The sequence below is a fragment of the Curtobacterium guangdongense genome (genome assembly GCF_049341845.1).
Lineage (GTDB): Bacteria > Actinomycetota > Actinomycetes > Actinomycetales > Microbacteriaceae > Curtobacterium > Curtobacterium guangdongense.
This window is the reverse complement of sequence record NZ_JBMPIT010000002.1, coordinates 84,796-109,915: the sequence shown is the minus strand read 5'-3', so window position 1 is coordinate 109,915 and position 25,120 is coordinate 84,796. Positions and strand designations below refer to the sequence as shown.

The 25,120-nt window shown below is 71.3% G+C and carries 24 protein-coding genes; 18 read left to right on the top strand and 6 right to left on the bottom strand.

Translation table 11 applies throughout. From position 1 onward, the window contains the following. Positions 1–82: 82 nt before the first annotated feature. The 5 genes from ACO0E1_RS02955 to ACO0E1_RS02935 are packed head-to-tail and all read left to right on the top strand — an operon-like array spanning position 83 to position 3,372. Positions 83–364, top strand: coding sequence for a hypothetical protein (locus tag ACO0E1_RS02955; protein ID WP_422872827.1), 282 nt, complete (start codon positions 83–85; stop codon positions 362–364). Then, positions 361–1,287: an FAD:protein FMN transferase gene (locus tag ACO0E1_RS02950; RefSeq protein ID WP_422872826.1), complete on the top strand. Its 927-nt coding sequence runs from the start codon at positions 361–363 to the stop codon at positions 1,285–1,287. Before ACO0E1_RS02955 ends, ACO0E1_RS02950 begins: the two co-directional genes overlap by 4 nt. Then, entirely contained in the window at positions 1,287–1,850 is a 564-nt protein-coding gene (locus ACO0E1_RS02945; protein ID WP_422872825.1) for a ferric reductase-like transmembrane domain-containing protein, read from the top strand. Before ACO0E1_RS02950 ends, ACO0E1_RS02945 begins: the two co-directional genes overlap by 1 nt. Further along, the gene (locus ACO0E1_RS02940) at positions 1,847–3,100 is read left to right on the top strand and encodes an NADH-ubiquinone oxidoreductase-F iron-sulfur binding region domain-containing protein (RefSeq protein WP_422872824.1); all 1,254 of its coding nucleotides are present in this window, start codon (positions 1,847–1,849) and stop codon (positions 3,098–3,100) included. Before ACO0E1_RS02945 ends, ACO0E1_RS02940 begins: the two co-directional genes overlap by 4 nt. Continuing rightward, positions 3,097–3,372, top strand: coding sequence for a ferredoxin (locus ACO0E1_RS02935; protein ID WP_422872823.1), 276 nt, complete (start codon positions 3,097–3,099; stop codon positions 3,370–3,372). Before ACO0E1_RS02940 ends, ACO0E1_RS02935 begins: the two co-directional genes overlap by 4 nt. On the opposite strand, the gene ACO0E1_RS02930 is transcribed toward ACO0E1_RS02935, so the two are convergent. Next, positions 3,353–4,516: a coiled-coil domain-containing protein gene (locus ACO0E1_RS02930; RefSeq protein WP_422872822.1), complete on the bottom strand. Its 1,164-nt coding sequence runs from the start codon at positions 4,514–4,516 to the stop codon at positions 3,353–3,355. The genes ACO0E1_RS02935 and ACO0E1_RS02930 overlap by 20 nt on opposite strands. A 278-nt stretch (positions 4,517–4,794) precedes the next feature. Between ACO0E1_RS02930 and ACO0E1_RS02925 the strand changes: the two genes are divergently transcribed. Beyond that, positions 4,795–7,062 carry a polyribonucleotide nucleotidyltransferase gene (locus ACO0E1_RS02925; protein ID WP_422872821.1) on the top strand — a complete coding sequence of 756 codons (2,268 nt, stop codon included), beginning with the start codon at positions 4,795–4,797 and terminating at the stop codon, positions 7,060–7,062. A 201-nt stretch (positions 7,063–7,263) separates the two neighbouring features. On the opposite strand, the gene ACO0E1_RS02920 is transcribed toward ACO0E1_RS02925, so the two are convergent. The 3 genes from ACO0E1_RS02920 to ACO0E1_RS02910 form a co-directional block, all read right to left on the bottom strand. After that, positions 7,264–7,791 (bottom strand): YbhB/YbcL family Raf kinase inhibitor-like protein, encoded by a 528-nt coding sequence (locus ACO0E1_RS02920; RefSeq protein WP_422872820.1) that lies wholly within the window; start codon positions 7,789–7,791, stop codon positions 7,264–7,266. Between the two features lie 128 nt (positions 7,792–7,919). Then, the gene (locus tag ACO0E1_RS02915; protein WP_422872819.1) at positions 7,920–8,885 is read right to left on the bottom strand and encodes a ferritin-like domain-containing protein; all 966 of its coding nucleotides are present in this window, start codon (positions 8,883–8,885) and stop codon (positions 7,920–7,922) included. A gap of 170 nt (positions 8,886–9,055) precedes the next feature. Then, positions 9,056–9,706, bottom strand: a complete 651-nt coding sequence (locus ACO0E1_RS02910) for a TetR/AcrR family transcriptional regulator (RefSeq protein ID WP_422872818.1) — start codon at positions 9,704–9,706, stop codon at positions 9,056–9,058. Positions 9,707–9,943: 237 nt separating this feature from the next. Between ACO0E1_RS02910 and ACO0E1_RS02905 the strand changes: the two genes are divergently transcribed. Together ACO0E1_RS02905 and ACO0E1_RS02900 are read left to right on the top strand one after the other, a co-directional pair. Then, complete coding sequence (locus ACO0E1_RS02905) at positions 9,944–11,281, top strand: M16 family metallopeptidase (protein ID WP_422872817.1); 1,338 nt, start codon at positions 9,944–9,946, stop codon at positions 11,279–11,281. Positions 11,282–11,286: 5 nt separating this feature from the next. Further along, on the top strand, positions 11,287–11,889 hold the full coding sequence (locus tag ACO0E1_RS02900) for a histidine phosphatase family protein (protein ID WP_422873116.1): 603 nt from the start codon (positions 11,287–11,289) through the stop codon (positions 11,887–11,889). Positions 11,890–12,167: 278 nt separating this feature from the next. On the opposite strand, the gene ACO0E1_RS02895 is transcribed toward ACO0E1_RS02900, so the two are convergent. Continuing rightward, entirely contained in the window at positions 12,168–12,674 is a 507-nt protein-coding gene (locus ACO0E1_RS02895; RefSeq protein ID WP_422872816.1) for a GNAT family N-acetyltransferase, read from the bottom strand. Positions 12,675–12,697: 23 nt separating this feature from the next. Here ACO0E1_RS02895 and dapB point away from each other — a divergent pair, with 23 nt between their 5' ends. Together dapB and ACO0E1_RS02885 are read left to right on the top strand one after the other, a co-directional pair. Then, a complete protein-coding gene (gene dapB / locus ACO0E1_RS02890) occupies positions 12,698–13,444 on the top strand; it encodes a 4-hydroxy-tetrahydrodipicolinate reductase (protein WP_422872815.1) in 747 nt (248 codons plus the stop codon). A 9-nt stretch (positions 13,445–13,453) separates the two neighbouring features. Then, on the top strand, positions 13,454–13,897 hold the full coding sequence (locus tag ACO0E1_RS02885; protein ID WP_422872814.1) for a tetratricopeptide repeat protein: 444 nt from the start codon (positions 13,454–13,456) through the stop codon (positions 13,895–13,897). Positions 13,898–13,915: 18 nt separating this feature from the next. Here ACO0E1_RS02885 and ACO0E1_RS02880 read toward each other — a convergent pair whose 3' ends face one another. Beyond that, positions 13,916–14,824: a TIGR01777 family oxidoreductase gene (locus tag ACO0E1_RS02880; protein WP_422872813.1), complete on the bottom strand. Its 909-nt coding sequence runs from the start codon at positions 14,822–14,824 to the stop codon at positions 13,916–13,918. Between the two features lie 91 nt (positions 14,825–14,915). Here ACO0E1_RS02880 and ACO0E1_RS02875 point away from each other — a divergent pair, with 91 nt between their 5' ends. From ACO0E1_RS02875 to ACO0E1_RS02840, 8 genes are all read left to right on the top strand, one after another. Continuing rightward, entirely contained in the window at positions 14,916–15,746 is an 831-nt protein-coding gene (locus ACO0E1_RS02875; protein ID WP_422872812.1) for a thymidylate synthase, read from the top strand. After that, the gene (locus ACO0E1_RS02870; protein ID WP_422872811.1) at positions 15,746–16,273 is read left to right on the top strand and encodes a dihydrofolate reductase; all 528 of its coding nucleotides are present in this window, start codon (positions 15,746–15,748) and stop codon (positions 16,271–16,273) included. The genes ACO0E1_RS02875 and ACO0E1_RS02870 overlap by 1 nt, the downstream gene beginning before the upstream one ends. Positions 16,274–16,386: 113 nt before the next feature. After that, positions 16,387–17,364 (top strand): 4-hydroxy-tetrahydrodipicolinate synthase, encoded by a 978-nt coding sequence (gene dapA, locus ACO0E1_RS02865; protein WP_402729289.1) that lies wholly within the window; start codon positions 16,387–16,389, stop codon positions 17,362–17,364. Between the two features lie 47 nt (positions 17,365–17,411). Then, positions 17,412–19,088 carry a ribonuclease J gene (locus tag ACO0E1_RS02860; RefSeq protein WP_422872810.1) on the top strand — a complete coding sequence of 559 codons (1,677 nt, stop codon included), beginning with the start codon at positions 17,412–17,414 and terminating at the stop codon, positions 19,086–19,088. A gap of 116 nt (positions 19,089–19,204) precedes the next feature. Next, positions 19,205–20,209, top strand: a complete 1,005-nt coding sequence (locus tag ACO0E1_RS02855; RefSeq protein WP_422872809.1) for a permuted SH3 domain-containing protein — start codon at positions 19,205–19,207, stop codon at positions 20,207–20,209. Continuing rightward, entirely contained in the window at positions 20,206–20,904 is a 699-nt protein-coding gene (locus ACO0E1_RS02850) for an ABC transporter ATP-binding protein (RefSeq protein WP_422872808.1), read from the top strand. The genes ACO0E1_RS02855 and ACO0E1_RS02850 overlap by 4 nt, the downstream gene beginning before the upstream one ends. Further along, positions 20,901–22,130 (top strand): ABC transporter permease, encoded by a 1,230-nt coding sequence (locus ACO0E1_RS02845; RefSeq protein ID WP_422872807.1) that lies wholly within the window; start codon positions 20,901–20,903, stop codon positions 22,128–22,130. The genes ACO0E1_RS02850 and ACO0E1_RS02845 overlap by 4 nt, the downstream gene beginning before the upstream one ends. Positions 22,131–22,205: 75 nt before the next feature. Continuing rightward, complete coding sequence (locus tag ACO0E1_RS02840) at positions 22,206–25,115, top strand: FtsK/SpoIIIE family DNA translocase (RefSeq protein ID WP_422872806.1); 2,910 nt, start codon at positions 22,206–22,208, stop codon at positions 25,113–25,115. The last annotated feature ends 5 nt before the right edge of the window (positions 25,116–25,120 follow it).

The window sequence follows — 25,120 nt, the reverse complement described above, 5'->3', positions numbered from 1 at the left end:
GTTCCTCGGGGAGCGGCGCAGCTGATGCCCGGTGTCCTCATCGTCACGGCCGCGAGCCTCGTGGTGACGGCGAGGAGGAACGATGGACACCAGGGACAGTGGGAAGCGGTCCGCACGGATCACGAGCGCGCTGGTCGGTGCCGGCGGGCTCGTGGTGGCGCTGGTCACCGGCGGCGGGCTGTGGCTCGGGCACACCGAGGCCGCGACGACCGGTGACACGGGCACGTCGACGTCGACCTCCACGGACACGGACACCGGGACGTCCACGGACACCGGGGCGTCCGCCGGCACCGGGACGTCGTCCGACACGGGCGTCAGCCAGGGCACCACCGGCGGCACCGACGCGACGACGACGGGGTCGTGACCGTGCGCGCCGCCACCACGTGGGACGTCTGGAGCACGACCGCCCGGGTCGTGCTCGACCACCGCGACCGCCGTCACCTCGCCGCAGCGGAGTCGTGCGTGCGCGAGGTCCTCGCCGCCGTCGACGACGCGTGCAGCCGCTTCCGCCCCGACTCCGAGGTGCGCTCCCGTGCCGCGGAACTCGAACGCGGCGCCGTCGTCTCCCCCCTGCTCGCGAGTCTCGTCCACCAGGCGCTCGACGCCGCCGAGACCACGGACGGCGACGTCGACCCGACGCTCGGGGCGCGCATGATCGCACTCGGGTACGACGCAGCCTTCGCCGAAGCCCCGCCGACCGACACCCCGACGGAGCTCGCCGCGGCGCTCGACGGGCGACCCGCCTGGAAGCGGGTCCTGCTCTCCGGCACCTTCCTCCGGGTCCCGCACGGGGTGGTCCTCGACCTCGGCGCCACCGCGAAGGCCGCGGCCGCCGACATGGCGGCCGCGAGCGTCACCGCCCGGTTCGGCATCGGCGTGCTCGTCTCCCTCGGCGGGGACGTCGCCACCGCTGGCCCGGAGCCGCACGGCGGATGGCAGGTGCTGGTGCAGGACCTCGACGACGACCCGTCCGACCGGGTCACCCTGTCGCCCGGGTGGTCGATCGCCACGTCGAGCACCCAGAAGCGCCGATGGGAGCAGGACGGGAACGCACGGCACCACATCCTGGACCCGCGGTGGGGGCTGCCGGCTGACCCGGTCTGGCGGAGCGTGACGGTCGTCGCGCCGTCGTGCGTCCTCGCGAACACGTTGACCACCGCAGCGGTCGTCCGCGGTCACCGTGCTCCCGCGATGCTCCGCGCGCACGGCATCGCAGCGAGACTGGTGGGGGCGGACGGGGACGTCGTGCGCCTCGGGGGATGGCCGGAAGAACGGCTGGTCGCCTGATGGACACCGCGCTGTGGGTCCTCGGGCGGGGGATGGGTGTGGCGGCCGTCGTGCTGCTCTCCCTGACGGTCGTGCTCGGCATCGTCACGCGTGGCGGCCGTCCGCTCCGGGGCCTCCCGCGCTTCGCCGTCCAGCTCGTGCACCGGGACGTCGCCCTCGCCGCGACGCTCTTCGTCGTCGTGCACGTGGTGACGCTGCTCCTCGACACCGAGGCCGAACTGCGGCTGGTCGACACGGTCGTTCCGTTCGTCGGCACCTACCGCTGGCTCTGGCTCGGGCTCGGGACGCTCGCGGTGGACCTGCTCGTCGTCCTCGTCGTCACCGCGTTGCTCCGGCGGGTGATCGGCCCGCGGGTGTTCCGCGTCGTGCACTGGACGGCGTACGCGATGTGGCCGGTGGCGATGGCACACGCGATCGGCACCGGGACGGACGGGACCTCGGCGTGGTTCCTGGTCGTCGCCGGGGTCTGTGCCGCTGCGGTCGGTGCCGCCGTCGTGTGGCGCTGCTCCGACCGGGTCACCGAACACCGCACGCTCCACCTCGAGAGGACGGCCCGACCATGACGACCACCACCGCGATCGCTCCACCACTCGGCGTCCGGAGGCTCCTCGCAGCGCCGGGCCCCGCACTCGCCGACCACGTACGGACGCACGGCCCGATGCCGTCCGTGCGCACGGGGATCATCGACGAGCTCGGGCTCGCCGGCATCGACGGCCGCGGCGGAGCCGGGTTCCCGCTCGCGCGCAAGCTCGCTGCGAGCGTCGCCGCCGCGCGCACCGAGACGGCGGCCTCGGTCCACTCGCGCAGGCGCACACCCCTCGTGATCGGGAACGCCGCCGAGGGTGAGCCCGCGAGCCGGAAGGACGCCGTCCTGCTCGCGACGAGCCCGCACCTCGTGCTGGACGGACTCGTCGTCGCGGCGCTCGCCGTGGAGGCGACCGACGCGGTCCTGGCGACCGGCGCGGCGAACGCCGACGTCGTGCAGCGAGCACTCGCCGAGCGGCACGACGCAGTCGCGATCACGCTCCGGGTCCTCCCGCACACGTCGTTCGTGTCGGGCGAGGCCGCAGCGCTCGCGTCCGCCGTCGCCGGCGGTCCGGGGAAGCCGACCGACCGGGTCGTCCGGCTCGCCGAACGCGGCCCGAGCGGACGCCCGACGATCGTCTCGAACGTCGAGACCCTCGCGCAGGCCGGGCTCGTCGCACGGTGGGGCGCGGCGTGGAACCGCTCGATCGGGACCGCGTCGGCACCCGGGACCCGTCTCGTGACCGTCAGCGACGTCCGCGACCCGGCCACGGCGGTGGTGCTCGAGGTGGCGGGTGGGACGGTGCTCGGGGAGGTGATCCGGGCCTCCAGGGCGATCCCCGACCCCGCGCGGACGCGAGCCGTGCTGGTCGGCGGATGGGGCGGGACGTGGGTTCCGGCGGCCGCGCTCGACGCGACGCTCGATGCGGACGGACTGGGGCCGTGGGGTGCCGCGCCGGGTGCCGGCGTGGTGGCGGTGCTCGATGACGCGACGTGCCCGGTCTCGGCGGCGGCCAGGATCGCGGCGGCGCTCGCCGGGGCGTCTGCGGGACGGTGCGGGCCGTGCGTGAACGGGCTGCCGCGCCTCGCCGACGTGCTCGGGGCGCTGGCCGTCGGCCGTCGCGGAGCGGACCTGGAGGGGGAGGTGCGTCGCCTGACCGGGCTCGTCGACGGGCGGGGTGCGTGTCACCACCCGGACGGTGTCGCACGGATGGTGCGGAGTGCGCTCAGTGTGTTCCGCGATGACGTGCAGGCACACCTCGGCGGGACCTGCGCGGTGCGACGATGAACGGCCGTGCCGGGGCGAGCCCCCGCGTGGGCACGACCGCGCTGCACGTGGACTGGACCCGATGCCGTGGGCGCGGGCTCTGCACGGAGCTCCTCGCCGAGCGGTTGGACCGCGACGAGTGGGGCTTCCCGCTCGTCCGTGACGGCGGCCAGACCCGCGACGTGCCGCTCGCCCCGTCGGACGTCGCTGCGGCACAGGACGCCGTCGCGATGTGCCCGGTGCAGGCGCTCCGACTCGTCAGTACGAGCGTCGTCAGTACCAGTGCGGGTTGACGCTCATCTCGTGGTTCCACGCACCGCACGGGGTGCCGTAGCTCGACTTGATGTACGCCAGACCCCAGTTGATCTGTGTGTTCTGGTTCGTCCGCCAGTCGGCACCGGCGGCACCGAGCTTCGATGCCGGAAGCGCCTGCGGGATGCCGTACGCGCCGCTCGACGAGTTCAGGGCGTTCGCACGCCAACCGGACTCCTGCGTCCACAGGGAGACGAGGCAGCCGTACTGGTCGTCGCCCCAGCCGTAGTTGCCGAGGACGCTCCTGGCGTAGGCCTTCGCGGCCGCGGGATCGACCGTCACGCCGGCGGTGCTCGGATACGAGGTGCCGGACGACGGGGTGCTGGCCGCGGCCTCGGCGGCGGCCTGCGCTGCGGCCGCCTGCGCCGCTGCCTGGGCGGCGACGGCCTGGCCGACCTCGTACTGCTGCTCGACGGCGGCGGTCGTGTCGTTCAGCGATGCGAGCTGCGCGTAGAGCTCGTTGCTGTGGTGCTTCGTGGAGGCGACGGCGGCGTCCGCCTTCTGCTCGGCGGTCTTCGCCGCTGCGGAACGTTCCTCGGCCGCCTGTGCGAGCGACGCGCGCTCGTCCTCGGCGCGCTTCGCCTGGTCGTGCAGCGACGACGCGGTCTTCGCCGCGACCGATGCCTCGTCCATCACGCCGGCCCACGTGCTCGACAGTTGGTCCATCGCGCCGAGCTGGTAGAGCAGCTGGTCCGGGTTCTTCGCGGTCGCGATGCGCGTCGTCATCTGGTTCGTGGAACCGTCGCGGTACAGGTTCGCGGCGAGCTGGCCCGCCCGCGTCTGCGCGCGCGTCGCGGTCGCCGACGCCTCGTCGGCCTGGGACTGGAGGCTCGTGGCGGTCTGGGTGGCTTCACTCAGGTCCGCCTCGGCCTTCGTCGCCTTCGCGGACGCGTCGAGCGCGGTCTGCGACTTGGCAGCGGCGTCGGCCTGGGCGGACTGCAGCGCCGCCTGGACCTTCTCGACCTCGGCCGCCTTGGCGTCCGCGTTCCCCTTCGCGTTCTGCACGTCCTGCCAGGTCGGGTAGTCCGTCGCGCTCGCAGGGGCAGCGGTCACGACAGGGGCGACGAGCGCACCGACGACCACGGCGGCCGCGACGAGTACGCGTCTGGCAGGGGATCGACGCATGGACGCAGGCTATCGGGGACACGCCCGTTCGCCACGAGCCTCGCCGTCGATTCACCGCCGACTGCTAAAGTCGAGGCGTCCGGGGACCGTTTCCCGTGACGACACACAACATCGCACGCAGACCGGCACGAAGCTGGTCATCGGTGGTGGCATGCGGGCCGACCTCGTCCCGACTGCTTCTACTGCTGGCCAGGCATGCGTTCCGCGTCGTGGAGCGCACGTGCACGCGTGTGCCCGAGGCCGGGTCTGCTGCATCACAGACGCAAGGAGGCATCCTCTTGGAGGGTCCCGAAATCAAGTTCGCTGAAGCGATCATCGACAACGGTCGCTACGGCACCAGGACGGTCCGGTTCGAGACCGGCCGTCTCGCGCAGCAGGCACAGGGCGCCGTCGCCGCGTACCTGGACGAAGAGACCATGCTGCTCTCGGCCACCAGCGCCGGCAAGCACCCGCGTGAGGGCTTCGACTTCTTCCCGCTGACGGTCGACGTCGAAGAGCGTTCGTACGCCGCCGGCAAGATCCCCGGCTCGTTCTTCCGCCGCGAGGGTCGCCCCTCGACCGAGGCGATCCTGGTCTGCCGTCTGATCGACCGGCCGCTGCGCCCGTCGTTCGTCGACGGCCTCCGCAACGAGGTCCAGATCGTCATCACCGTCCTGAGCATCGCTCCGGACGAGTTCTACGACGCGCTCGCGATCAACGCGGCATCGGCGTCGACGCAGATCTCCGGTCTGCCGTTCTCCGGCCCGATCGCGGGTGTGCGCCTGGCGCTCATCGGCGACCAGTGGGTCGCGTTCCCGAAGGCGTCGCAGCTCGCCGAGGCCGTCTTCGACCTCACCGTCGCCGGCCGTGTCGTCACGGACGAGGCGGGCAACGAGGACGTCGCGATCATGATGGTCGAGGCCGAGGCCACCGAGCACAGCTGGGACCTCATCCAGGGCGGCGCCACCAAGCCGGACGAGGCCGTCGTCGCGCAGGGCCTCGAGGCGGCCAAGCCGTTCCTCAAGGTCCTCGTCGAGGCGCAGGCGAAGATGGCCGCACAGTCGGCCAAGGAGATCCAGGACTACCCGGTCTTCCCGCCGTACGCCCCCGAGGTCTACGACGCGGTCGAGGCCATCGCCCTGTCCGAGCTCGGCGACGTCTACAAGATCGCCGGCAAGCTCGAGCGCCAGGACGCGGACGACGCCCTCAAGGCCCGCGTCAAGGAGGCCATCGCAGCCAAGGTGACGGCCGGTGAGCTCCCGGAGTCGGCCAACGGCCAGGTCAGCGGTGCCTACAAGTCGGTCACGAAGAAGGTCGTCCGCGGCCGCATCCTGACCGAGCAGGTCCGCATGGACGGTCGCGGCCTCGCCGACATCCGTCCGCTCGACGCCGAGGTCGCCGTGATCCCACGCGTCCACGGTTCGGCGATCTTCCAGCGCGGCGAGACGCAGATCCTCGGCGTCACCACGCTGAACATGCTCAAGATGGAGCAGCAGATCGACTCGCTGTCGCCCGTCACGAAGAAGCGCTACCTGCACCACTACAACTTCCCGCCCTACTCGACCGGTGAGACCGGCCGCGTGGGGTCGCCGAAGCGTCGCGAGATCGGGCACGGCTTCCTCGCCGAGCGCGCCCTCGTGCCGGTGCTGCCGTCGCGCGAGGAGTTCCCCTACGCGATCCGTCAGGTGTCCGAGGCCCTCGGCTCCAACGGCTCGACGTCGATGGGCTCCGTCTGCGCCTCGACCCTGTCGCTCCTCAACGCCGGTGTGCCGCTCAAGGCCCCGGTCGCGGGCATCGCGATGGGCCTCGTCTCCGACACCGTCGACGGCCAGACCCGCTACGCGGCGCTGACCGACATCCTCGGTGCCGAGGACGCCCTCGGCGACATGGACTTCAAGGTCGCCGGTACCTCGGAGTTCGTCACCGCGATCCAGCTCGACACCAAGCTCGACGGCATCCCGTCGTCGGTGCTCGACGCCGCGCTGAAGCAGGCCAAGGAAGCGCGCTCAGCGATCCTCGGCGTGCTGTCCGAGGCGATCGACGCCCCCGACGAGATGGCGGACACCGCACCGCGTGTCATCTCCGTGCAGATCCCCGTCGACAAGATCGGCGAGCTGATCGGCCCGAAGGGCAAGACGATCAACGGGATCCAGGACGAGACCGGCGCCGACATCTCGATCGAGGACGACGGCACCGTGTACATCGGCGCCGTCGACGGTCCGTCGGCCGAGGCCGCTCGCGCCCAGGTCAACGCGATCGCGAACCCGACCAACCCGGAGATCGGGGACCAGTTCCTCGGCACCGTCGTGAAGATCGCCACGTTCGGCGCATTCGTGTCGCTGCTCCCGGGTCGCGACGGTCTGCTCCACGTCTCCGAGGTGCGCAAGCTCGCCGGTGGCAAGCGTGTCGAGAACGTCGAGGACGTCCTCGGCGTCGGCCAGAAGATCCTGGTCGAGGTCACCAAGGTCGACGACCGCGGCAAGCTCTCGCTCGCGCCGGTCGTGGCCGAGGAGTCGGACACCGACGGCAGTGGTGCACGCGAGGAGTCCTCGGACGCCACCGTCTGATCCACTCCCGCACGCAGAACGGCCGTCGTCCCTCGGGACGGCGGCCGTTCCGCGTGCGCGGGGTGGCCGGGCCGGGTGGGCCTGGGCCGGGTGGGCCGAATCGCGCGTAGGAAGCGGAATCGCGCGTAGGAGGCCGGGAATTCCGACCCCCTACGCGCGATTCGTCTTCCTACTGCAAGCGCGATGGGAAGGAACGACGGGTCAGGCCGCGGGGGTCTCCTGCGTGCCCATCAGCACGGCACGTGCGAGCAGGTGCTCCCGCAACATGAACCCGACGACCGCGGGGGTCGCGTCGACGGGGACCTCGAGCAGCGGGACGTCGAGCGCGCTCAGCGTGAAGAAGTACCGGTGCGACCCGTGCCCGGCGGGAGGCGCGGCCCCGAGGAACGTGTCCGACCCGAACTCGTTGTGCCGACGGAGCGCAGCAGCGGGCAGGAGCGCGTCGTCCGTGCCGGCACCTGCGGCGAGCGACGTGACATCGGCCGGGATGTCCGACACACACCAGTGCCAGAAGCCCGAGCCCGTCGGTGCATCGGGGTCGTACACGGTGAGCACGTAGCTCTGCGTGTCCTCGGGAGCTCCCGACCACTCGAGGGCGGGGGAGCGGTCCTCGCCGCCGGCGTCGCCGCCGCGCGCGGACGTCGGCAACTCGCCACCGTCGGTGAAGTCGGGGCTGGTGAGGGTGAAGGTGGGCACCTCGGGGAGGCGCCAGAGCGGGTCGTTTGCCATGCGCCCAGGCAACCACCCGTGCCATGGAGGCGACCGGAGAAGCGACTTGAGACGGACGGAAGGCACGGTGCGAGCGGGCACCGTGCCTCCCGTCCGGGTCGTGGTCGCGACCACGGCGACCAGACTGATCAGGCGGGCCCGGTCGCGCTCCCCGGGTTGCCGCTGGCGACGATCGGTCCGTTGACGCCCTCGGGGAAGAAGCCGCCCTTGTCGATCTGGTTCGGCGTCAGGAACACCACGTTGAGCACCCGTTCGGCGGTGCGACCGTAGGCGACCGAGTTGGCATCGGTCGGCACGAGGTTCACCGCGCCGCTCGACGTCGTGATGCCCTGGTCGTCGTCCGTGGGGCCGTCGAGCGAGTCCCGGGCGTCCGAGATCTTGTTCGCCGGCACCTGCAGGCCCTTGTCGTAGAGCTTCGACCGGATGATGCCGGCGTGGTATGCCTCGACGGCGAGGATGCCGGCAGCGGCGCTGAGGTACGTCTTGCTGGAGATCAGGGGAGCAGCGCCCTTGTAGGCGGTGACCCCCACGTCCTCGAAGATGTACGCCCCGAGCAGGAAGTTCTCCTCGCTGGCGAACGGGTCGAACGTGCCGGTGGGCCCGACGACCCCGGCGGCTCGGGCGGCCGCCGTGAAGCTGCTCACCAGGTCGATCGTGGGACGGGACACCTTCGCGTCCCCGAGCGCGCTCCGGAGGAACGCGACGTGCGCGCGTTCGTCGTTGGCGATCTCGGTGGCGATCCCGCGGATGGCTGCGGTCTTGAACGGCACCTTCTTGCCACCGATGACCGGCCCCTGGGGGTCGATGCCGGTGATCATGCTGTCGGTCAGGCCCGTGCCGAACACGGCGCGGAGGTAGAACTCGGCCTCGAGGTACTCGAGGTTGAGCGCGAAGTTGAGGATCGCGGCGTCGGAGACGGCGGCGTCCTCCTCTGGGGTTGCGGAGGCGGGGGCGGCGGTGAGCACCGACGAGCCGAGCGCGGCGATGCCGGCTGAGGCGCCGGCGACACCGGCGGCTGCGAAGAAGCGTCGTCGGTCGAGCGCGTTCTCGGCGCTGCGGTCGATGGCGTGACGGATGAAACGGTTGTCGAACATCGTTGTCCTCGAGACGTGCGGGCAGCACGGAGCCCTGGCCGACGCTGCAGGGAAACGGGTCGACCGGGGCACGATCGGCGGGTTGGTCGACCGTGCGGTCAAGCTACCCCCGAACAGGGGCTGTCACCAGGGGTGCGCGGAAAACGGCGGACGCGCGGCGGCGGGCCGGCTCAGCCGGCGAGGACGCGCTCGGCGACACGGCCGAGCGCGGCGGTCGCCGCGATGGCGTCACCGGCGTAGGCACCGGACATGGCGCCGTCCCGCGCGAGCATGAGCTCGTCGGCGCCGTCGCCCGGGAGTGCATGGCCGGCGGCCTGCAGGAGTTCGGCGAGGCGTTCGGTGTACCAGTCGCGGTGACTCGCCACCACCTGGCGGATGGGGTCGCGCGGGTCGTGGTACTCGGCGGCTGCGTTGAGGAACGCACAGCCGCGGAACTCGGCCTCGTTCACCTCGTCGGAGACGGCGTCGACCCAGGCGCGCACGGCCTGTGGCGCGCCGCCGGCGTCGGTGACGAGGCGCTCGAAGCGGTCCTGCACGCGCTCGTGCTGTGTCCGGATGTAGGCCAGGATCAGGTTGTCCTTGGACCCGTAGTGCTTGTAGAACGTCGCCTTCGTGACACTCGCCTCGGAGATGAGGCGGTCGACGCCGACGCTGTGGATCCCCTCTTCGTAGAAGAGTCGCGTCGCGGTCTCGAGGATGCGGACCTTCGCGCCGCCGGAGCGGGGAGCCGGGGGGACGCTCGACCCGTCCGACGACGCGAGGTTCGGATTGCTCGGCCCAAGGAGACGCTGGACGGCCGGTTGGGGGGAATCGACCGTCACAGCGTGGCTCCTTGGGACTCATCGGCTCCGCGGCTGAGTGGGGGGACTCGTGCCGCCGAGGACTGATGTCCCGAGCCACCGGATCGGAATCTAGGGGGGCTACCGATCCGGCATACGCAACTGTAGCACATGGAGGACAGACAGACGTGTCGGTCTGTCCTCACTATGTGTACCCCATTTCGAGGCACACGCTGACTTCGGCCCGGCACCCGGGGAACGTCAGTAGGCTCGACCGCGATGAACCACCCAGTGCCGTTGCCCCTCGAGGCCCCGGACACGTCGTTCCTGACGTCCGGGGGATCCTTCGTCCGCCGCACCGTCCTCCCGTCGGGCGTGCGCGTGCTGACCGAGGCCGTTCCGGCGTCCCACTCGACGAGCATCGGGTACTGGGTCGGAGTCGGGTCCCGAGACGAACGAGCCGGCCAGTACGGCTCCACGCACTTCCTGGAACACCTGCTGTTCAAGGGCACAACGACCCGGAGCGCACTCGACATCGCCGTGGCGTTCGACTCCGTCGGTGGCGAGCACAACGCCGCGACCGCCAAGGAGTACACGTGCTACTACGCCCGCGTCCGTGACGCCGACGTGCCGATGGCCGTCCGGGTGATCGGTGACATGGTGACCAACTCGGTGCTCGAGCCGGAGGCGTTCGACGTCGAGCGCGGCGTCATCCTCGAAGAGCTCGCGATGGCCGCCGACGACCCGGCCGACGTCGCCGGCGAGGCGTTCTTCGCCGCGGCCTTCGAGGGACACGCGCTCGGCCGTCCGATCGGTGGCACGCCGGAGAGCATCCGCGCGGTGCAGCGCGACGAGGTCCTGTCCCACTACGCCGAGCACTACGCGCCGAACGGGCTCGTCATCACCGCGGCCGGGGCCGTCGACCACGACCGCTTCTGCGCGCTCGTCGAAGAGGTCTTCCAGAGCGCCGGTCGCGCCCGTCCGGTCGCCAGGCGGACGGCGCAGCCCGTCGCCGATCCAGCCGTCGAGAAGCTCACGGTGGTGCACCGTCCCACCGAGCAGGTGAGCATGCTCCGCGGTTCGCAGGGCCTGGACCTCCGCGACGACCGCCGCCCTGTGCTGAGCGTGCTGAACGCCGTCCTCGGTGGCGGCATGAGCTCCCGGCTCTTCCAGGAGGTCCGTGAACGTCGAGGTCTCGCGTACGCGGTGTCGTCGTTCGCACCCGCGTACCTCGACAACGGCGCGTTCGGCGTCTACGCGGGCTGCGCTCCCGACAAGGTCGGCGGCGTGATCGAGATCGTCGACGCCGAGTTCGCCCGGATGGCCGACGACGGCATCACCGACGACGAACTCCGCCGCGCCAAGGGACAGATCGAGGGGGCGGTGACGCTCTCCCTGGAGGACTCCGACGCGCGGATGACCCGGCTCGGCCGCGCCGAACTCGGCACCGGCGAGTTCACCGACCTCGACACCGCGCTCGAACGGGTCGACCGGGTCACGACGGACGACGTGCTCGAACTCGCCCGGGACCTGCTGACCCGCCCGAAGATCACGTCGGTGGTCGGTGACGTCGAGCGCTCGGCACTCGAGTCCGCGATCGGCATCGGCGGTCGATGACGGAGATGTCGCACTACCTCTACCTCGTCCGGCACGGCGAGCACCAGGACGCGGAGCACGGACTCCGCGACGGCAAGCTCTCCGAGCGCGGCAAGCGCCAGTCGATGCTCGTCGCCGATCGGCTCGGTGGCGTCCCGTTCGACGGCGTCTGGCACTCGCCGCTCGAAGCGCCGAGCGAGACCGCGTCCTTCCTCGCGCAGCGGTTGCCCGCGATCCAGCCGGAACCGTCCACGCTCCTGTTCGACTGCATCCCGTCGGGGCCGACGCCGGACATGCCCGCCGCGTACAAGAAGTTCTACGGCGGCATCACCGAGGAGGAGATCATCGCCGGGCAGGCCCAGATGGGCGATGCCGTGGCGGAGTGGTTCACGCCGGCGATGCAGGACCGGCACGACCTGGTCATCACGCACAACGCCGTGATCGGCTGGTTCGTGCGCGAGGTCTTCCAGGCCCCCGAGTGGCGCTGGATGGGGACGAACGTCGCTCACACGGCGCTGACGATCATCCGCATCCGGTCGGCGAAGCCCGCCGAGCTCGTGACCCTCAACGACACGGCGCACCTGCCGGTCGAGCTCCGGACCGGCCTGCCGGTCGACCAGCCGCTCTAGTCGCGAGCCGCGCCCGCCCCGTCGAGTGCGCAGAAGCGGCGGTCCGCCGCCGCCGCGGGTCGCCACATCCGCGCACTCGTCGCGCCTCGCCGGTACCGGACTGGAGGCACGTTGCGGGGCCGCCACGAGCCTCCCGTCCGGCGGCTCGCCGGCTGGGCCCCGCCCATCGAGTGCGCAGAATCGGCGGTCCGCCGCCGCCGCGCGTCGCCACATCCGCGCACTCGTCGCGCCCCGCGATCCGGACTGGCGGCCGCCGAGCGGGCCGCGCCCGCCGGCCGTCAGCGCGCGTCCGGGGCCACCGGCTTGCGGTACCAGGCGGTCGCGTTCGGGTTGTCGTTGAACGGCTCGACGCGCTCGTAGCCCCGCGAGCGGTACATCGCGCCGGCCGCGACGAGCGAGTCGTTCGTGTCGAGGACGATCGACGTCGCACCGAGTCCGGCGGCCGCGCGCTCCAGTTCGTCCATGATCGCCGTGCCCACGCCCCGCCCGCGGCCCTCCGGCGTGACGAACACGTGCTTCACCTCGAACCGCACGTCGTCGCCCTCGTCCGCGATGCGTCGGAGCCCACCGCACCCGAGCGACCGGCCAGCGTCATCGGAGGCGACCGCGAACACCCCGTTCGGCGGCGTGAACTCCCGAGCGGGCGTCCGCTTCCGCGAGTAGCTGCCCTGCGCGCTCGGGAAGGTCGCCTCGCGCTCGTCGAGGTACGCGTCGAGCAGTGCGTCGACCTCCGGCAGGTCGGCCGGGACGATGCGGACGGTGACCCGGGTGCGCTCGGTGGTCATGCGTCGATCCTAGGATGGGGCGCATGGTCACTCCCGTCGCCGTCGTCGGCGCCACCGGTCGTCTCGGGGGCCTCGTGGCCGCCGTGGTCGAGGAACTCCCCGGGTTCGAGCTCGTCGCCAGCCTGTCGTCGAAGGACGGCGCGCACGAAGCCGGGCCGTCGGTCTTCAACGGCGCGGGGATCGTCGTCGACGTCACCGTCCCGGCCCTCAGCCCCGCGATCGTGGCGAACGCGCTGGAGAGCGGCGCCAACGTGCTCGTCGGCACGTCCGGCTGGTCCGCCGCTCGCCTGGCGACACTGCGCACCTCGCTCGAGGCGCGTCCGGAGCAGGGCGCGCTCGTGGTGCCGAACTTCTCGATCGGATCGGTCCTCGGCACCCACCTGGCGACGATCGCCGCGCCGTGGTTCCCGGCGATCGAGATCGTCGAGACCCACCACGCGGGCAAGATCGACTCCCCGTCCGGGACCGCCGTGCGCACCGCCGAGCTCATCTCCGACGCCCGGCGAGCGGTCGGCCCGGTCGACGCCCCGCACGTCGACCAGCGCGCCCGCGGGCAGCAGGTCGCGAGCGTCCCGATCCACTCGCTGCGGCTGCCCGGGGCCAAGGCGGTGCAGGACGTGGTGCTGAGCGGCCCGGGGGAGACCCTGACGATCCGGCACGACACGAACGACGACGTCGCCTACGCGCCGGGCATCCGCGCAGCCCTCGACGCGGTCGGCGACCTCCGCGGGCTGTCGGTCGGGCTCGGCACCGTGCTCGGCATCGGCTAGGAGCGTCACGTGAAGCTCCGCTCGCCGTTCTGGGGCGCGGCCCTCATGACCGTGCTCCTCGCGCTCTACATCGTGCTCGTCGGGCAGCGCGCCGTGGCGTTCATCGCGACGGGGCTCGCCGTCGGCATCGCGATCGGCGTCGCGCTCTTCGTCGTGGCGGCCATCGGTGCGCTCCTGCTCGTGCTGGAGTTCCGATTCGGGCTGCGCATCACGCGGCTCGGTGCCCGCCTCGAACGCGAGCACGGCACCCCCGCTGACGTCGTCCCGCTGCGTCCGTCCGGCCGACCCGATCGTGCGGCGGCCGACGAGCTCTTCCCGCGGTACAAGGCCGCGGTCGAGGCCGCTCCTGATGACTGGCGCGCCTGGTTCCGGCTCGGGATCGTCTACGACGCCGCAGGCGACCGGAAGCGGGCCAGGGCAGCCATGCGGACCGCCCTGGCCCACTCCCGCTAGAACGCCGCCACACTCCCGCTAGAACGCCGCGTCGACCGCGGCCTCTGCCCGGGTGTACCGGAACGCGTAGCCGGACTCGAGCAGTTTCGTCGGGACCATCTGCTGGCTCGACAGCAGCATCTCGTCCGCGGCGTCCCGCAGCAGTGCCTTCAGCGCGAACTCCGGGATCCGGAAGAGGTAGGGGCGGTGCAGGTCCTCGGCGACGCGCTTCGTGATCCGGTCGGCGACGGCCGGCTCCGGACCCGCGAGGTTCACCGGGCCGGACACCTCGGCCGCGGAGGACGAGGTCGCGAGGTGCACGATCGCACCGACCTCGTCCTCGAGCGCGATCCACGGCCAGTGCTGGCCGCCGGTGCCGAGTCGTCCGCCCAGCCCGGCCTTCGTCAGCGGGACGAGCGGTGCGAGCGCGCCCCCACCCTTGCCGACGACGATGCCCGTCCGCAGCGTGACCACCCTGACCCCGTCCGGCGCCCGGTTCGCGGCGGCCTCCCACGCGGTGCACACCTCGGCGAGGAAGCCCGTCCCGGCAGCGGCGTCGTCCCCGAGCACGTCCGAGGGGCGGTCGCCGTAGACGCCGGACGCGGACCCGGACAGGAACAGGCGCGGCGGGGTCGTGGCGTGCCGCATCGCCTCGACGAGGGTGTCGGTAGCGTCGACCCGGGAGCGCCGGATCTCCTGCTTGTAGGTGTCCGTCCACGGCAGCTTGCCGATGTTCGCCCCGGCGAGGTTGACGACCACGTCGGCGCCGTCGAGGATCGCGGGGTCGAGCGGTCGGCTGCCGGGGGCCCACCGGAACTCCGTCGGGGTGTGCGGCTCGCGCCGCACCAGGGTCGAGACGTGGTGCCCGGCGTCGCGCAGGGCGCGTACCAGCGGGGTCCCGATGAACCCGGACGCGCCGGCCACCAGGATCGAGAGCGGTTCGGTCATGGAGACCACGCTACGCAGTCGGTCTGGAGGCTCGGGGGACGGCTCGCACGTCGGCTCGCCAGTGTGGGTGGTCGCGTTTAGGCTCTCGGGTGTGACCGACACCGCGACCGTCCAGCCCGACGCCACCGTTGCCACCCCGTACGAAGACCTCCTCCGGCGCGTCCTCGACGACGGCGCTCCCAAGGGCGACCGCACCGGGACCGGCACGCGGAGCATCTTCGGCGCGCAGCTCCGGTACGACCTGTCCGAGGGCTTCCCGCTCGTCACGACCAAGCGCGTGCACTTCAAGTCGATCGCGTACGAACTCCTCTGGTTCCTCCGCGGCGACGGCAACGCGACCTGGCTGCAGGAACACGGCGTCCGGATCTGGAACGAGTGGGCGGACGAGTCCGGCGACCTCGGCCCCGTCTACGGCGTGCAGTGGCGATCGTGGCCGACGCCGTCGGGGGAGCACGTCGACCAGATCGCCCAGGTCATCGAGCAGATCCGGTCGAACCCCGACTCCCGCCGGCTCATCGTGTCGGCGTGGAACGTGTCGGACATCCCGGACATGGCACTCGCACCGTGCCACGCGTTCTTCCAGTTCTACGTCAACGACGGCAAGCTCTCGTGCCAGCTCTACCAGCGGAGCGCGGACATGTTCCTCGGCGTGCCGTTCAACATCGCCTCGTACGCGCTCCTGACGCACATGATCGCGGCGCAGACCGGGCTCGAGGTCGGCGACTTCGTGTGGACCGGCGGCGACTGCCACATCTACGACAACCACGTCGAGCAGGTCCGCGAGCAGCTCTCCCGCACGCCGTACGCGCCGCCGACCCTCGAGATCGCGCGCCGCGACTCGATCGACGACTACCAGTACGAGGACTTCGAGGTCCTCGGCTACCACCACCACCCGGCGATCAAGGGCGCGGTCGCCGTCTGATGCCGGCGGAGCAGCCGACGGAGCAGTGGCTCGAGCCCGTCCGGGGTGTCGGCCTCGTCTGGGCGCGGTCGCTCGACGGGGTCATCGGCGCGGACGGCGGGATGCCGTGGCACGTGCCGGAGGACCTCGCGCACTTCCGGCAGGTGACGGGCAACGCCACCGTCGTGATGGGTCGGCGCACCTGGGACTCGCTGCCGGAGCGTTTCCGGCCGCTGCCGGGTCGCCGCAACGTCGTGCTCACCCGCGACGCCTCGTGGTCGGCCGACGGCGCAACGGTCGTGCACGACCTGGCGACGGCGCTCGACACCGACGAGTCCGTCTGGGTCATCGGCGGAGGACAGGTCTACGAGGCAGCGGTGCCCTTCGCGGACCGGGTCTCCGAGACCGTGATCGACACCGAGGTCGCCGGCGACACCGTCGCGCCGACGCTGGACGACGCGTGGTCGCTCGTCGACGAGGGCCCGTGGCAGACCTCCCGCAACGGCGGCACGCGCTACCGCTTCCTGGAGTGGCGCCGCCGCAGCTGACGGCGGACCGCAGGTGCGCGACGGACGCGCACCGAGCCTCCAGACCGGCCGCTGGCGGGCCACCGTCCGGGCGGACGGCCTCGCCCGTGCCCATCCCCGGTACGCTGGTGGCCGTGTCCCCGCGTGAGAATCCCTTCGGTCAGGTCCTCGTCGCCCTCGTGACCCCCTTCACCGCCGACGGTGAAGTGGACTGGCCGGGCGTCGAGCAGCACATCGACGACTGCATCACCGCCGGTGCCGACGGCATCGTCGTGACCGGCACCACCGGCGAGACGTCCACGCTCACCGACCCGGAGAAGCTCCGGCTGGTCGAGGTCGGCAAGTCCGTCGCGAACGGCCGCGCGAAGATCATCACGGGCGGCGGCTCGAACGAGACCGCGCACGCGATCCACCTCTACAAGCAGAGCGAGCGGGCCGGCGCCGACGGCGTGATGATCGTCACGCCGTACTACAACAAGCCGACGCAGTCCGGCGTGCTCACGCACTTCCGGATGATCGCGGACGCCACCGACCTGCCGGTCATCCTCTACGACATCCCGGGCCGCACGGGCATCCCGATCACGTACGAGACGATCGTGCGGGCCTCGCACCACCCGAACATCATGGCGGTCAAGGACGCCAAGGGCGACTTCGCCGAGGTGTCCCGCGTGCTCAACAACACCGACCTGATGTACTTCTCCGGCGACGACACGAACGTGCTCCCGCACCTGTCGATCGGCGCGACCGGACTCATCGGCGTGACGGCCAACATCACGTCGACGCCGTACCGGACCATCATCGACGCCGTGAACGCCGGGGATCTCGCCACCGCGACGCGCGAGCACCAGCGCATCGAACCGCTGGTCCGCGCCGTGATGACGCACGTGCCCGGCACCGTCGCGGCGAAGTACATCCTGCACGGGCTCGGGCGCATCGGCAGCCCGCGTGTGCGTCTGCCGCTCGTCGGCCCCGAAGACTCCGAGGCCTACGCCATCGAGACCTCCCTCGAGGCCGTGCACGGGATCCCCGGCGCCGACTTCTCCAACTTCCGCCCGGACCGCAACGCGGCCGCCGGCGGTGCGCTTCCGAAGGTGCCAGGCACCACCCGTTGATCGACCGCGGCGCGCAGGACGCGCGCCGCCGAAGCAGTCAGGACCGAATGCCCACACAAGTCTCCGAACCCCAGCCCCTCGAGCCGGGCACCCTCCGGGTCATCCCGGTCGGTGGCCTCGGCGAGATCGGTCGCAACATGACCGTCTACGAGTACGAGGGCAAGCTGCTCATCGTCGACGCCGGCGTGCTGTTCCCCGAGGAGCACCAGCCGGGCGTCGACCTGATCCTGCCCGACTTCGCGCCGATCCGGGACCGCCTCGACGACGTCCTCGGCGTCGTGCTCACGCACGGTCACGAGGACCACATCGGCGCCGTGCCGTACCTGCTGAAGCTCCGTCAGGACATCCCGCTGATCGGCTCCACGCTGACCCTGGCGCTCGTCGAGGCGAAGCTCAAGGAACACCGGATCAAGCCCTACACGCTCGTCGTGCAGGAGGACCAGACCGAGCAGCTCGGCCCGTTCCACCTCGAGTTCGTCGCCGTGAACCACTCCATCCCGGACGCCCTCGCCGTCGCCATCACGACCCCGGCAGGGCGCGTGCTGCACACCGGCGACTTCAAGATGGACCAGCTGCCGCTCGACGACCGCATCACCGACCTCCGTGCATTCGCGCGGCTCGGCGAGGCCGGCGTCGACCTGTTCCTGCCGGACTCCACCAACGCCGACGTCCCAGGGTTCACCGCTCCGGAGCGCGACATCGGTCCGGTGCTCGAGAACATCATCATGCGGGCGCGCAAGAAGGTCGTCGTCGCGAGCTTCTCCTCGCACGTGCACCGCGTGCAGCAGGTGCTCGACGCCGCAGCCGCCGCGAACCGCCGTGTCGCGTTCATGGGCCGCTCGATGATCCGCAACATGACGATCGCCGCCGACCTCGGGTACCTGCGCGTGCCGGAGAACGTGCTCATCGACACGAAGAAGGCCAAGGACGTCCCGGACGACCAGATCGTCTACATGTCGACCGGGTCCCAGGGTGAGCCGATGGCCGTCCTCGCCCGCATGGCGAACCTCGAGCACCAGATCGAGATCGGCGAGGGCGACACCGTCATCCTCGCGTCGTCGCTCATCCCTGGCAACGAGAACGCCGTCTACCGCGTGATCGACGGCCTGACGAAGCTCGGCGCGAAGGTCGTGCACAAGGGCAACGCGAAGGTGCACGTCTCCGGCCACGCGTCCGCCGGCGAGCTGTTGTACTGCTACAACATCCTGCGTCCGCGCAACGTCCTGCCCGTGCACGGCGAGCACCGGCACCTCTACGCGAACGCCGACCTGGCGATCCAGACGGGTGTCCCGCCGCGGAACGTCATCCTCGGTCAGGACGGCATCGTCGTCGACCTGAAGGACGGGGTCGCGAACGTCGTCGGACAGCTCGACATCGGGTACGTCTACGTGGACGGTTCGACCGTCGGCGAGATCACCGACGCCGACCTCAAGGACCGTCGGGTCCTGGCGGAAGAGGGCTTCATCTCCGTCTTCTGTGCCGTCGACTTCACGACCGGACAGTGCGTCATCGGCCCGGAGATCCAGTCGCGCGGCTTCGCCGAGGACGACTCCGTCTTCGACGACGTCCGGCCGCAGATCGCCCGTGCCCTGGCCGACGCAGCCGGCAACGGCACGCGGGACCAGCACGCGTTCAGCCAGGTGGTCCGCCGCACCGTCGGGCGCTGGGTGAACACGAAGCACCGCCGCCGTCCGATGATCGTCCCGGTGATCATCGAGGCATAGCGCTCGCGCGTTCGGCCTGGAGGCCCGCCACACGTCCGTCCCGGACGCTGCGGCGGGCCTGCATCTCATCCCAGAGCATGATCTTTCGTCGGCATGCCGGTCACTAGTATTCCTGTGTGATCGTTCTGCGTCGCTGGGTCTGGCCCGGCCTCAAGTTCCTGGTGTTCGCCGCCATCGCAGTGGCACTCGTCCGGCTCGCGTTCTTCGCCGCCCAGCCGCCGGAGGCCGACAAGGTCCCGACCGGCAAGATCGACGATCCGGTCGTCACGGTGGAGAAGGGCGACATCAGCAACGACGTCGAGGCGAAGGGCACCATCCGCTCTGTCGCGTCCACCCCGGTGCGCGCAACGGCAGCCGGTACCGTGAACCGCCTCTTCGTGGCGAACGGCGACCACGTCGAGCAGGGTGCGGCGATCCTCGACGTCCGCGTCGAGACCCCGGTCGACGGTGTCACGGCCGACGGCAGCCCGCTCCCGCCGAAGGTCACCTTCTCGACCGTCGCCGCTCCGGCCGCCGGCACCGTGTCCGGTCTCGACCTGGTGTCGAAGCAGCCGGTCGACATCGGCACGACCGTTGCCCGTGTCGCGCCGGAGTCGTACCGCGCGAGCGCCACGCTCGAGGCCGCGCAGCTCTACCGCCTGGTCAACCGCCCGTCCGAGGCGACCGTGACGGTCAAGGACGGCCCGGCGCCGTTCACGTGCACCAACCTGTCGTTGACGAGCGCGGCCGCGTCCGACTCCTCGTCGTCGGACACCGACGCCGCGGACGGATCCGGATCGGAGTCCTCGTCCGGCGGGACGCAGCTGGAGTGCGACGTCCCTGGAGACGTGACGGTGTTCCCGGGCCTCGAGGTCACCGTGGCCGTGCCCGCCGGCAAGGCCGAGGGCGTCCTGACCCTCCCGACCACGGCCGTCCAGGGCACCGCGCAGAAGGGCGTCGTCACGGTCGTCACGGACGAGGGGAAGCGCGAGACGCGCGACGTCGAGCTGGGGATCAACGACGGTGAACTGGTCGAGGTGAAGTCCGGGGTGGCCGAGGGTGACCAGGTCCTGCAGTTCGTGCCGGGCAAGGAACAGTCCGAGGACGACTCCGCCGAGGGTGGCGCGGTGATGGTCGGATGAGTCTGGTCTCCGTCCGCGGGCTGCAGAAGTCCGTCACGCTGCCGGACGGCTCCACGCTGGAGATCCTCCGCGGGATCGACCTCGACGTCGAAGCCGGCAGCACCACCGCGATCGTCGGCCGCTCGGGTTCCGGCAAGTCGACGCTGCTCAACGTCCTCGGGCTGCTCGACACCCCGACCGACGGCACGCACGAGTTCGGCGGGGTCGACGTCGGCCGGGCCGGGTCGCTCCGTCGCGACCGGATCCGCGGGGCCGACGTCGGCTTCGTGTTCCAGCAGTTCAACCTGTTGCAGGGCCGCACCGCGGTCGAGAACGTCGAGATCCCGCTCCTCTACGCGACCGGGAAGGACTTCTGGCGCCGTCGTCGTCTCGCCACCGAGATGCTCGACCGCGTGGGACTGGCCGACCGGGCCGACACGCAGCCGCACCGGCTCTCCGGCGGCGAGCAGCAGCGCGTCGCGATCGCCAGGGCACTCGTCCGCTCGCCACGGCTCATCCTGGCCGACGAGCCGACCGGGGCGCTCGACGTCGACACCGGTCGCATCGTCATGGAGCTGCTCGAGACCGTCGCCGCCGAGACCGGTGCCGCGCTCATGACCATCACGCACGACGCCGCCGTCGCTGCCCGCGCGGACACGGTCCACCGGATCGACCACGGCCTCGTGGTCGGCGCGTTCGAGGAGGCCGCCGCGTGAACGGCGTGTTCAGCACCGTCGTCGGGACGTTCGTCGAGTCCTGGCAGGAGCTCCGCGTGCACCGCGGGCGTGTCGTGCTCAGTCTGGTCGGCGTGACCATCGCGGTCGCGTCGCTCGCCGTCGTCGTCGGGTTCGGATCGCTCGCCGAGAAGGCGACGGAGGCGTTCAACGAGCAGTACGGCGGGCGGCCGGCGACGTTCCAGCTCACTGCGTCGACGAAGTCGGGGGACGCCCTGTCCGACGAGGACGCGGTGTTCGACCAGCTCCGTGCCGGGGCCGCCCGCTACGACGTGTCGTACGCGAGCGAGGCGGCGGAGGGGCCGCGGAAGGTCCAGTTCCCGGACGGCGTCGGCGACGTGTGGACGAAGACCGTCGACCCCGGGTACGCCGAGATCCACCGGGTCCGGATGGCCGACGGATCCTGGTTCACCGAGTCCGACCGCGACAGGCTGGCGCCGGCGATCATCGTGAACCGGGCCTTCCTCGACCGCCTGGGCGATCCCGACCTCGTGACGCACCCGACCGTCCGACTGCCCGGGACGCCCGCCGTCACCGCGGTCGTCGTCGGGGAGTACAAGACGTCCGAGTACGACACCGAACCGGGCATGTTCCAGCTCGCGCGCACGACGGCCGCCGCCGGGACCGTCGTCGACCCGGAGATGGGCGGCAGTCGCACGTTCGAGGTCTGGATCCCGGCATCGGGCGGCAAGCAGCTCGCGAAGCGGATCGCGAGCGACACCGAGCGGACCCTCGGCGGCGGCATCGAGGTCACCGCGAGCCGCATGGACGCCGGTGCCACGGTGGACGGCGATCCGCTCGGGCCGCTGCGCTACGTCATCGCCGCGGTGTCGGTGCTCGTCCTGGTGCTCGGTGGCCTCGGACTGCTCAACGTCTCGCTCGTGAGCGTCCGGCAGCGGATCCGCGAGATCGGCATCCGTCGCGGTGTCGGCGCCTCAGCCGGCCGGATCTTCGTGGCCGTGCTGCTCGAGAACGTCCTCGGGACCGCCGTCGCCGGGGGCATCGGCGTGATGCTCGGGGCGGCGGTGCTCAGCAACGAGACCGTGCGGACCGCGATCACGAGCGGGGCTGACATCGGGGGAGCACCGTTCCCGCTCGAGGCCGCGTTCGTCGGGATCGGCGCCGCGGTGTTCGTCGGGGCGCTCGCCGGACTGCTCCCGGCACTCGTCGCGGTGCGCGTGAAGGTCATCGACGCCATCCGCTACTGACCCGTCGGGGAGCCCCGCCGCCTCGTGCGGCGGGGCTCCCTCGGTTTGTCCCCAGGTGGCGTTAGGGTCTACCCCATGGCCGGAGGCACCAAGTCGACCACGCGCTCACGCGCGTCATCGTCGTCCCGTGGAAGCGGGTCGCGCGGGACGTCGCGCACGCAGGCCACCACGAAGAAGCTGGCGCAGGCGAAGCCCCCGGTCGAGTTCACCGGGCAGAACCCGCTCGTGACCGCCTGGATGGGCATGGCCCACGGCGTCGGCGCGATGTTCCGGCTGCTCGGGTCCGAGACCCTCGAGAAGGACCAGCGTCGCGACGGCTTCCCGTTCTTCCTGTTCGTGCTGGCGATCGCCGGCGCGGTCGTAGAGTGGCTCAACCCGTCGAACGGCGTCTCGGTGGCGCTCGACGCGTACACGTTCGGCGGGCTGTTCGGCCGGCTGGCCTTCGCGCTCCCCGTCATCATGGTCGTGTTCGCCGGCTGGCTGTTCCGGCACCCGGCGTCCGTCCACGACAACACCCGCATCGGGATCGGCCTCGGGCTGCTGCTCGTGTCGATCTCCTCGCTGTGCCACGTCTTCGGCGGGCAGCCGAGCGCGTCCGACGGCATGCCGGCGCTCGCCACGGCTGGTGGCGTGATCGGCTGGGTCGTGATCGGCTGGCTCGTCGCGGTCGCCACCGTCTGGATCGCCGTCCCGGTGGCGATCGTCCTGCTGGTGCTCTCACTCTTCATCATCACCAAGACGCCGCCGAACAAGGTCGGGCGGCGACTCCACGAGCTGTACGCGTACCTCTTCGGCGCGGCGGCCCCCGCTGCCGAGGAAGACGTGCCCGCCGAACCGGCGAAGGCGCCGCGCAAGGGCATCGCGGGCAAGACGGACTCGCAGGGGCTGCAGCTCTTCGACGACCTCGGGTTCGGCGACGGCGAGCAGCCGGACGACGCCGAGGCGCACATCCCCTGGTGGCGTCGCAACAAGTCCGGCCGTGAAGAAGACCCGGCGTACGACAGCCCGGTCATCCCGGCGTCGACCGCAGCGGTCGCCCCGGCACCGAGCCCGAACGCTGGCGCCGCTGCCGGCCTGGTCGACCACACGCCGGCCGAGCCCGCATCGGTGAACCTCAACGACTCCCTCGAGCACGACGTCGCCGCCGACCTCGACCGCGCCGAGCAGGCGCTCCGCGACTTCGGCGCACCCGTCCCGGACGACCGGACCGAGGTGATCCGTCCGGCACGCGACGTGCCCGCGGCGGCCGCACCGAGCCTCCCGTCCGCCCCGGCGGACCCCGTCGACGACGTGACCGGCCAGGCGGAGGACGCCATGTCGGCGGCTTCGGCGGACGACCCGTCGAAGCCGTACCGCCTCCCAGCGGCCACGACGCTGAGCGCCGGCACGCCGTCGGTCGCGCGCAGCCAGGCGAACGACGACATCGTCGCGGCCATCACGGGTGTGCTCACCGAGTTCAAGGTCGACGCGAAGGTGACCGGGTTCTCCCGCGGCCCGACGGTGACCCGGTACGAGATCGAGCTCGGCCCGGGTGTCAAGGTCGAACGGGTCACGGCGCTGTCGAAGAACCTGTCGTACGCGGTCGCCTCGAACGAGGTCCGCATCCTGTCCCCGATCCCGGGCAAGAGCGCGATCGGTGTCGAGATCCCCAACTCGGACCGCGAGATCGTGTCCCTCGGTGACGTCCTGCGCTCGAGTGCGGCGACCAAGTCGAAGCACCCGATGACGATCGGTGTCGGCAAGGACGTCGAGGGCGGCTTCGTCGTCGCGAACCTCGCGAAGATGCCGCACCTGCTCGTCGCCGGCTCGACGGGGTCCGGCAAGTCGGTGTTCATCAACTCGATGATCACCTCGCTGCTGATGCGCGCGAAGCCGTCCGAGGTCCGCATGGTCCTCGTCGATCCGAAGCGCGTCGAGCTCTCGATCTACGCCGGGGTCCCGCACCTCATCACGCCCATCATCACGAACCCGAAGAAGGCAGCGGAGGCGCTGCAGTGGGTCGTGAAGGAGATGGACATGCGGTACGACGACCTCGCGTCGTTCGGGTTCCGGCACGTCGACGACTTCAACAAGGCGATCGAGAACGACGAGATCGTCCTGCCCGCCGGCAGCGAGCGGAAGCTCAAGCCGTACCCGTACCTGCTCGTCGTCGTCGACGAGCTCGCGGACCTCATGCTCGTCGCCCCGCGGGACGTCGAGGAGTCGATCGTCCGAATCACCCAGCTCGCCCGTGCCGCCGGCATCCACCTGGTGCTCGCGACGCAGCGGCCGTCGGTGGACGTCATCACCGGCCTCATCAAGGCGAACGTCCCGTCGCGGATCGCGTTCGCCGTGACGAGCGTCACCGACTCGCGTGTCATCCTCGACCAGCCCGGCGCGGACAAGCTCATCGGGCAGGGCGACGCGCTCTTCCTGCCGATGGGGTCGTCGAAGGCCGTCCGCGTGCAGGGTGCGTGGGTGCAGGAGAGCGAGGTCGCGGAGGTCGTCCAGCACGTCACCCGGCAGGCCCAGCCCGAGTACCGCCAGGACGTCCAGGCCGTGGTCGAGCGCAAGGAGATCGACGCCGACATCGGCGACGACCTCGAGCTGCTCCTGGCCGCGGTCGAACAAGTCGTCTCCACGCAGTTCGGTTCGACCTCGATGCTCCAGCGGAAGCTCCGCGTCGGGTTCGCGAAGGCCGGGCGGTTGATGGACCTCATGGAGTCGCGCGACATCGTCGGCCCGTCCGAGGGGTCGAAGGCGCGAGACGTCCTCGTCACCGGCGACCAGCTGCCGGCGGTGCTCGCGAAGCTCCGCGGTGAGGAACCGCCGCCCGAGCCCGCTGCGGCAGCGCCGTCGTCGGCACCGGTGTCGCCGCCGGTCTCGTCTCCGTCCGACGACGAGGACCGGTACAGCGCTGACCCAGTCGGTGACATGACGCGCGGGTACGATCGAGTCGAGGAAGAACCGGACGAGGACGCCTGGGGCCTCACGGGCAGGGAGTGAAGACG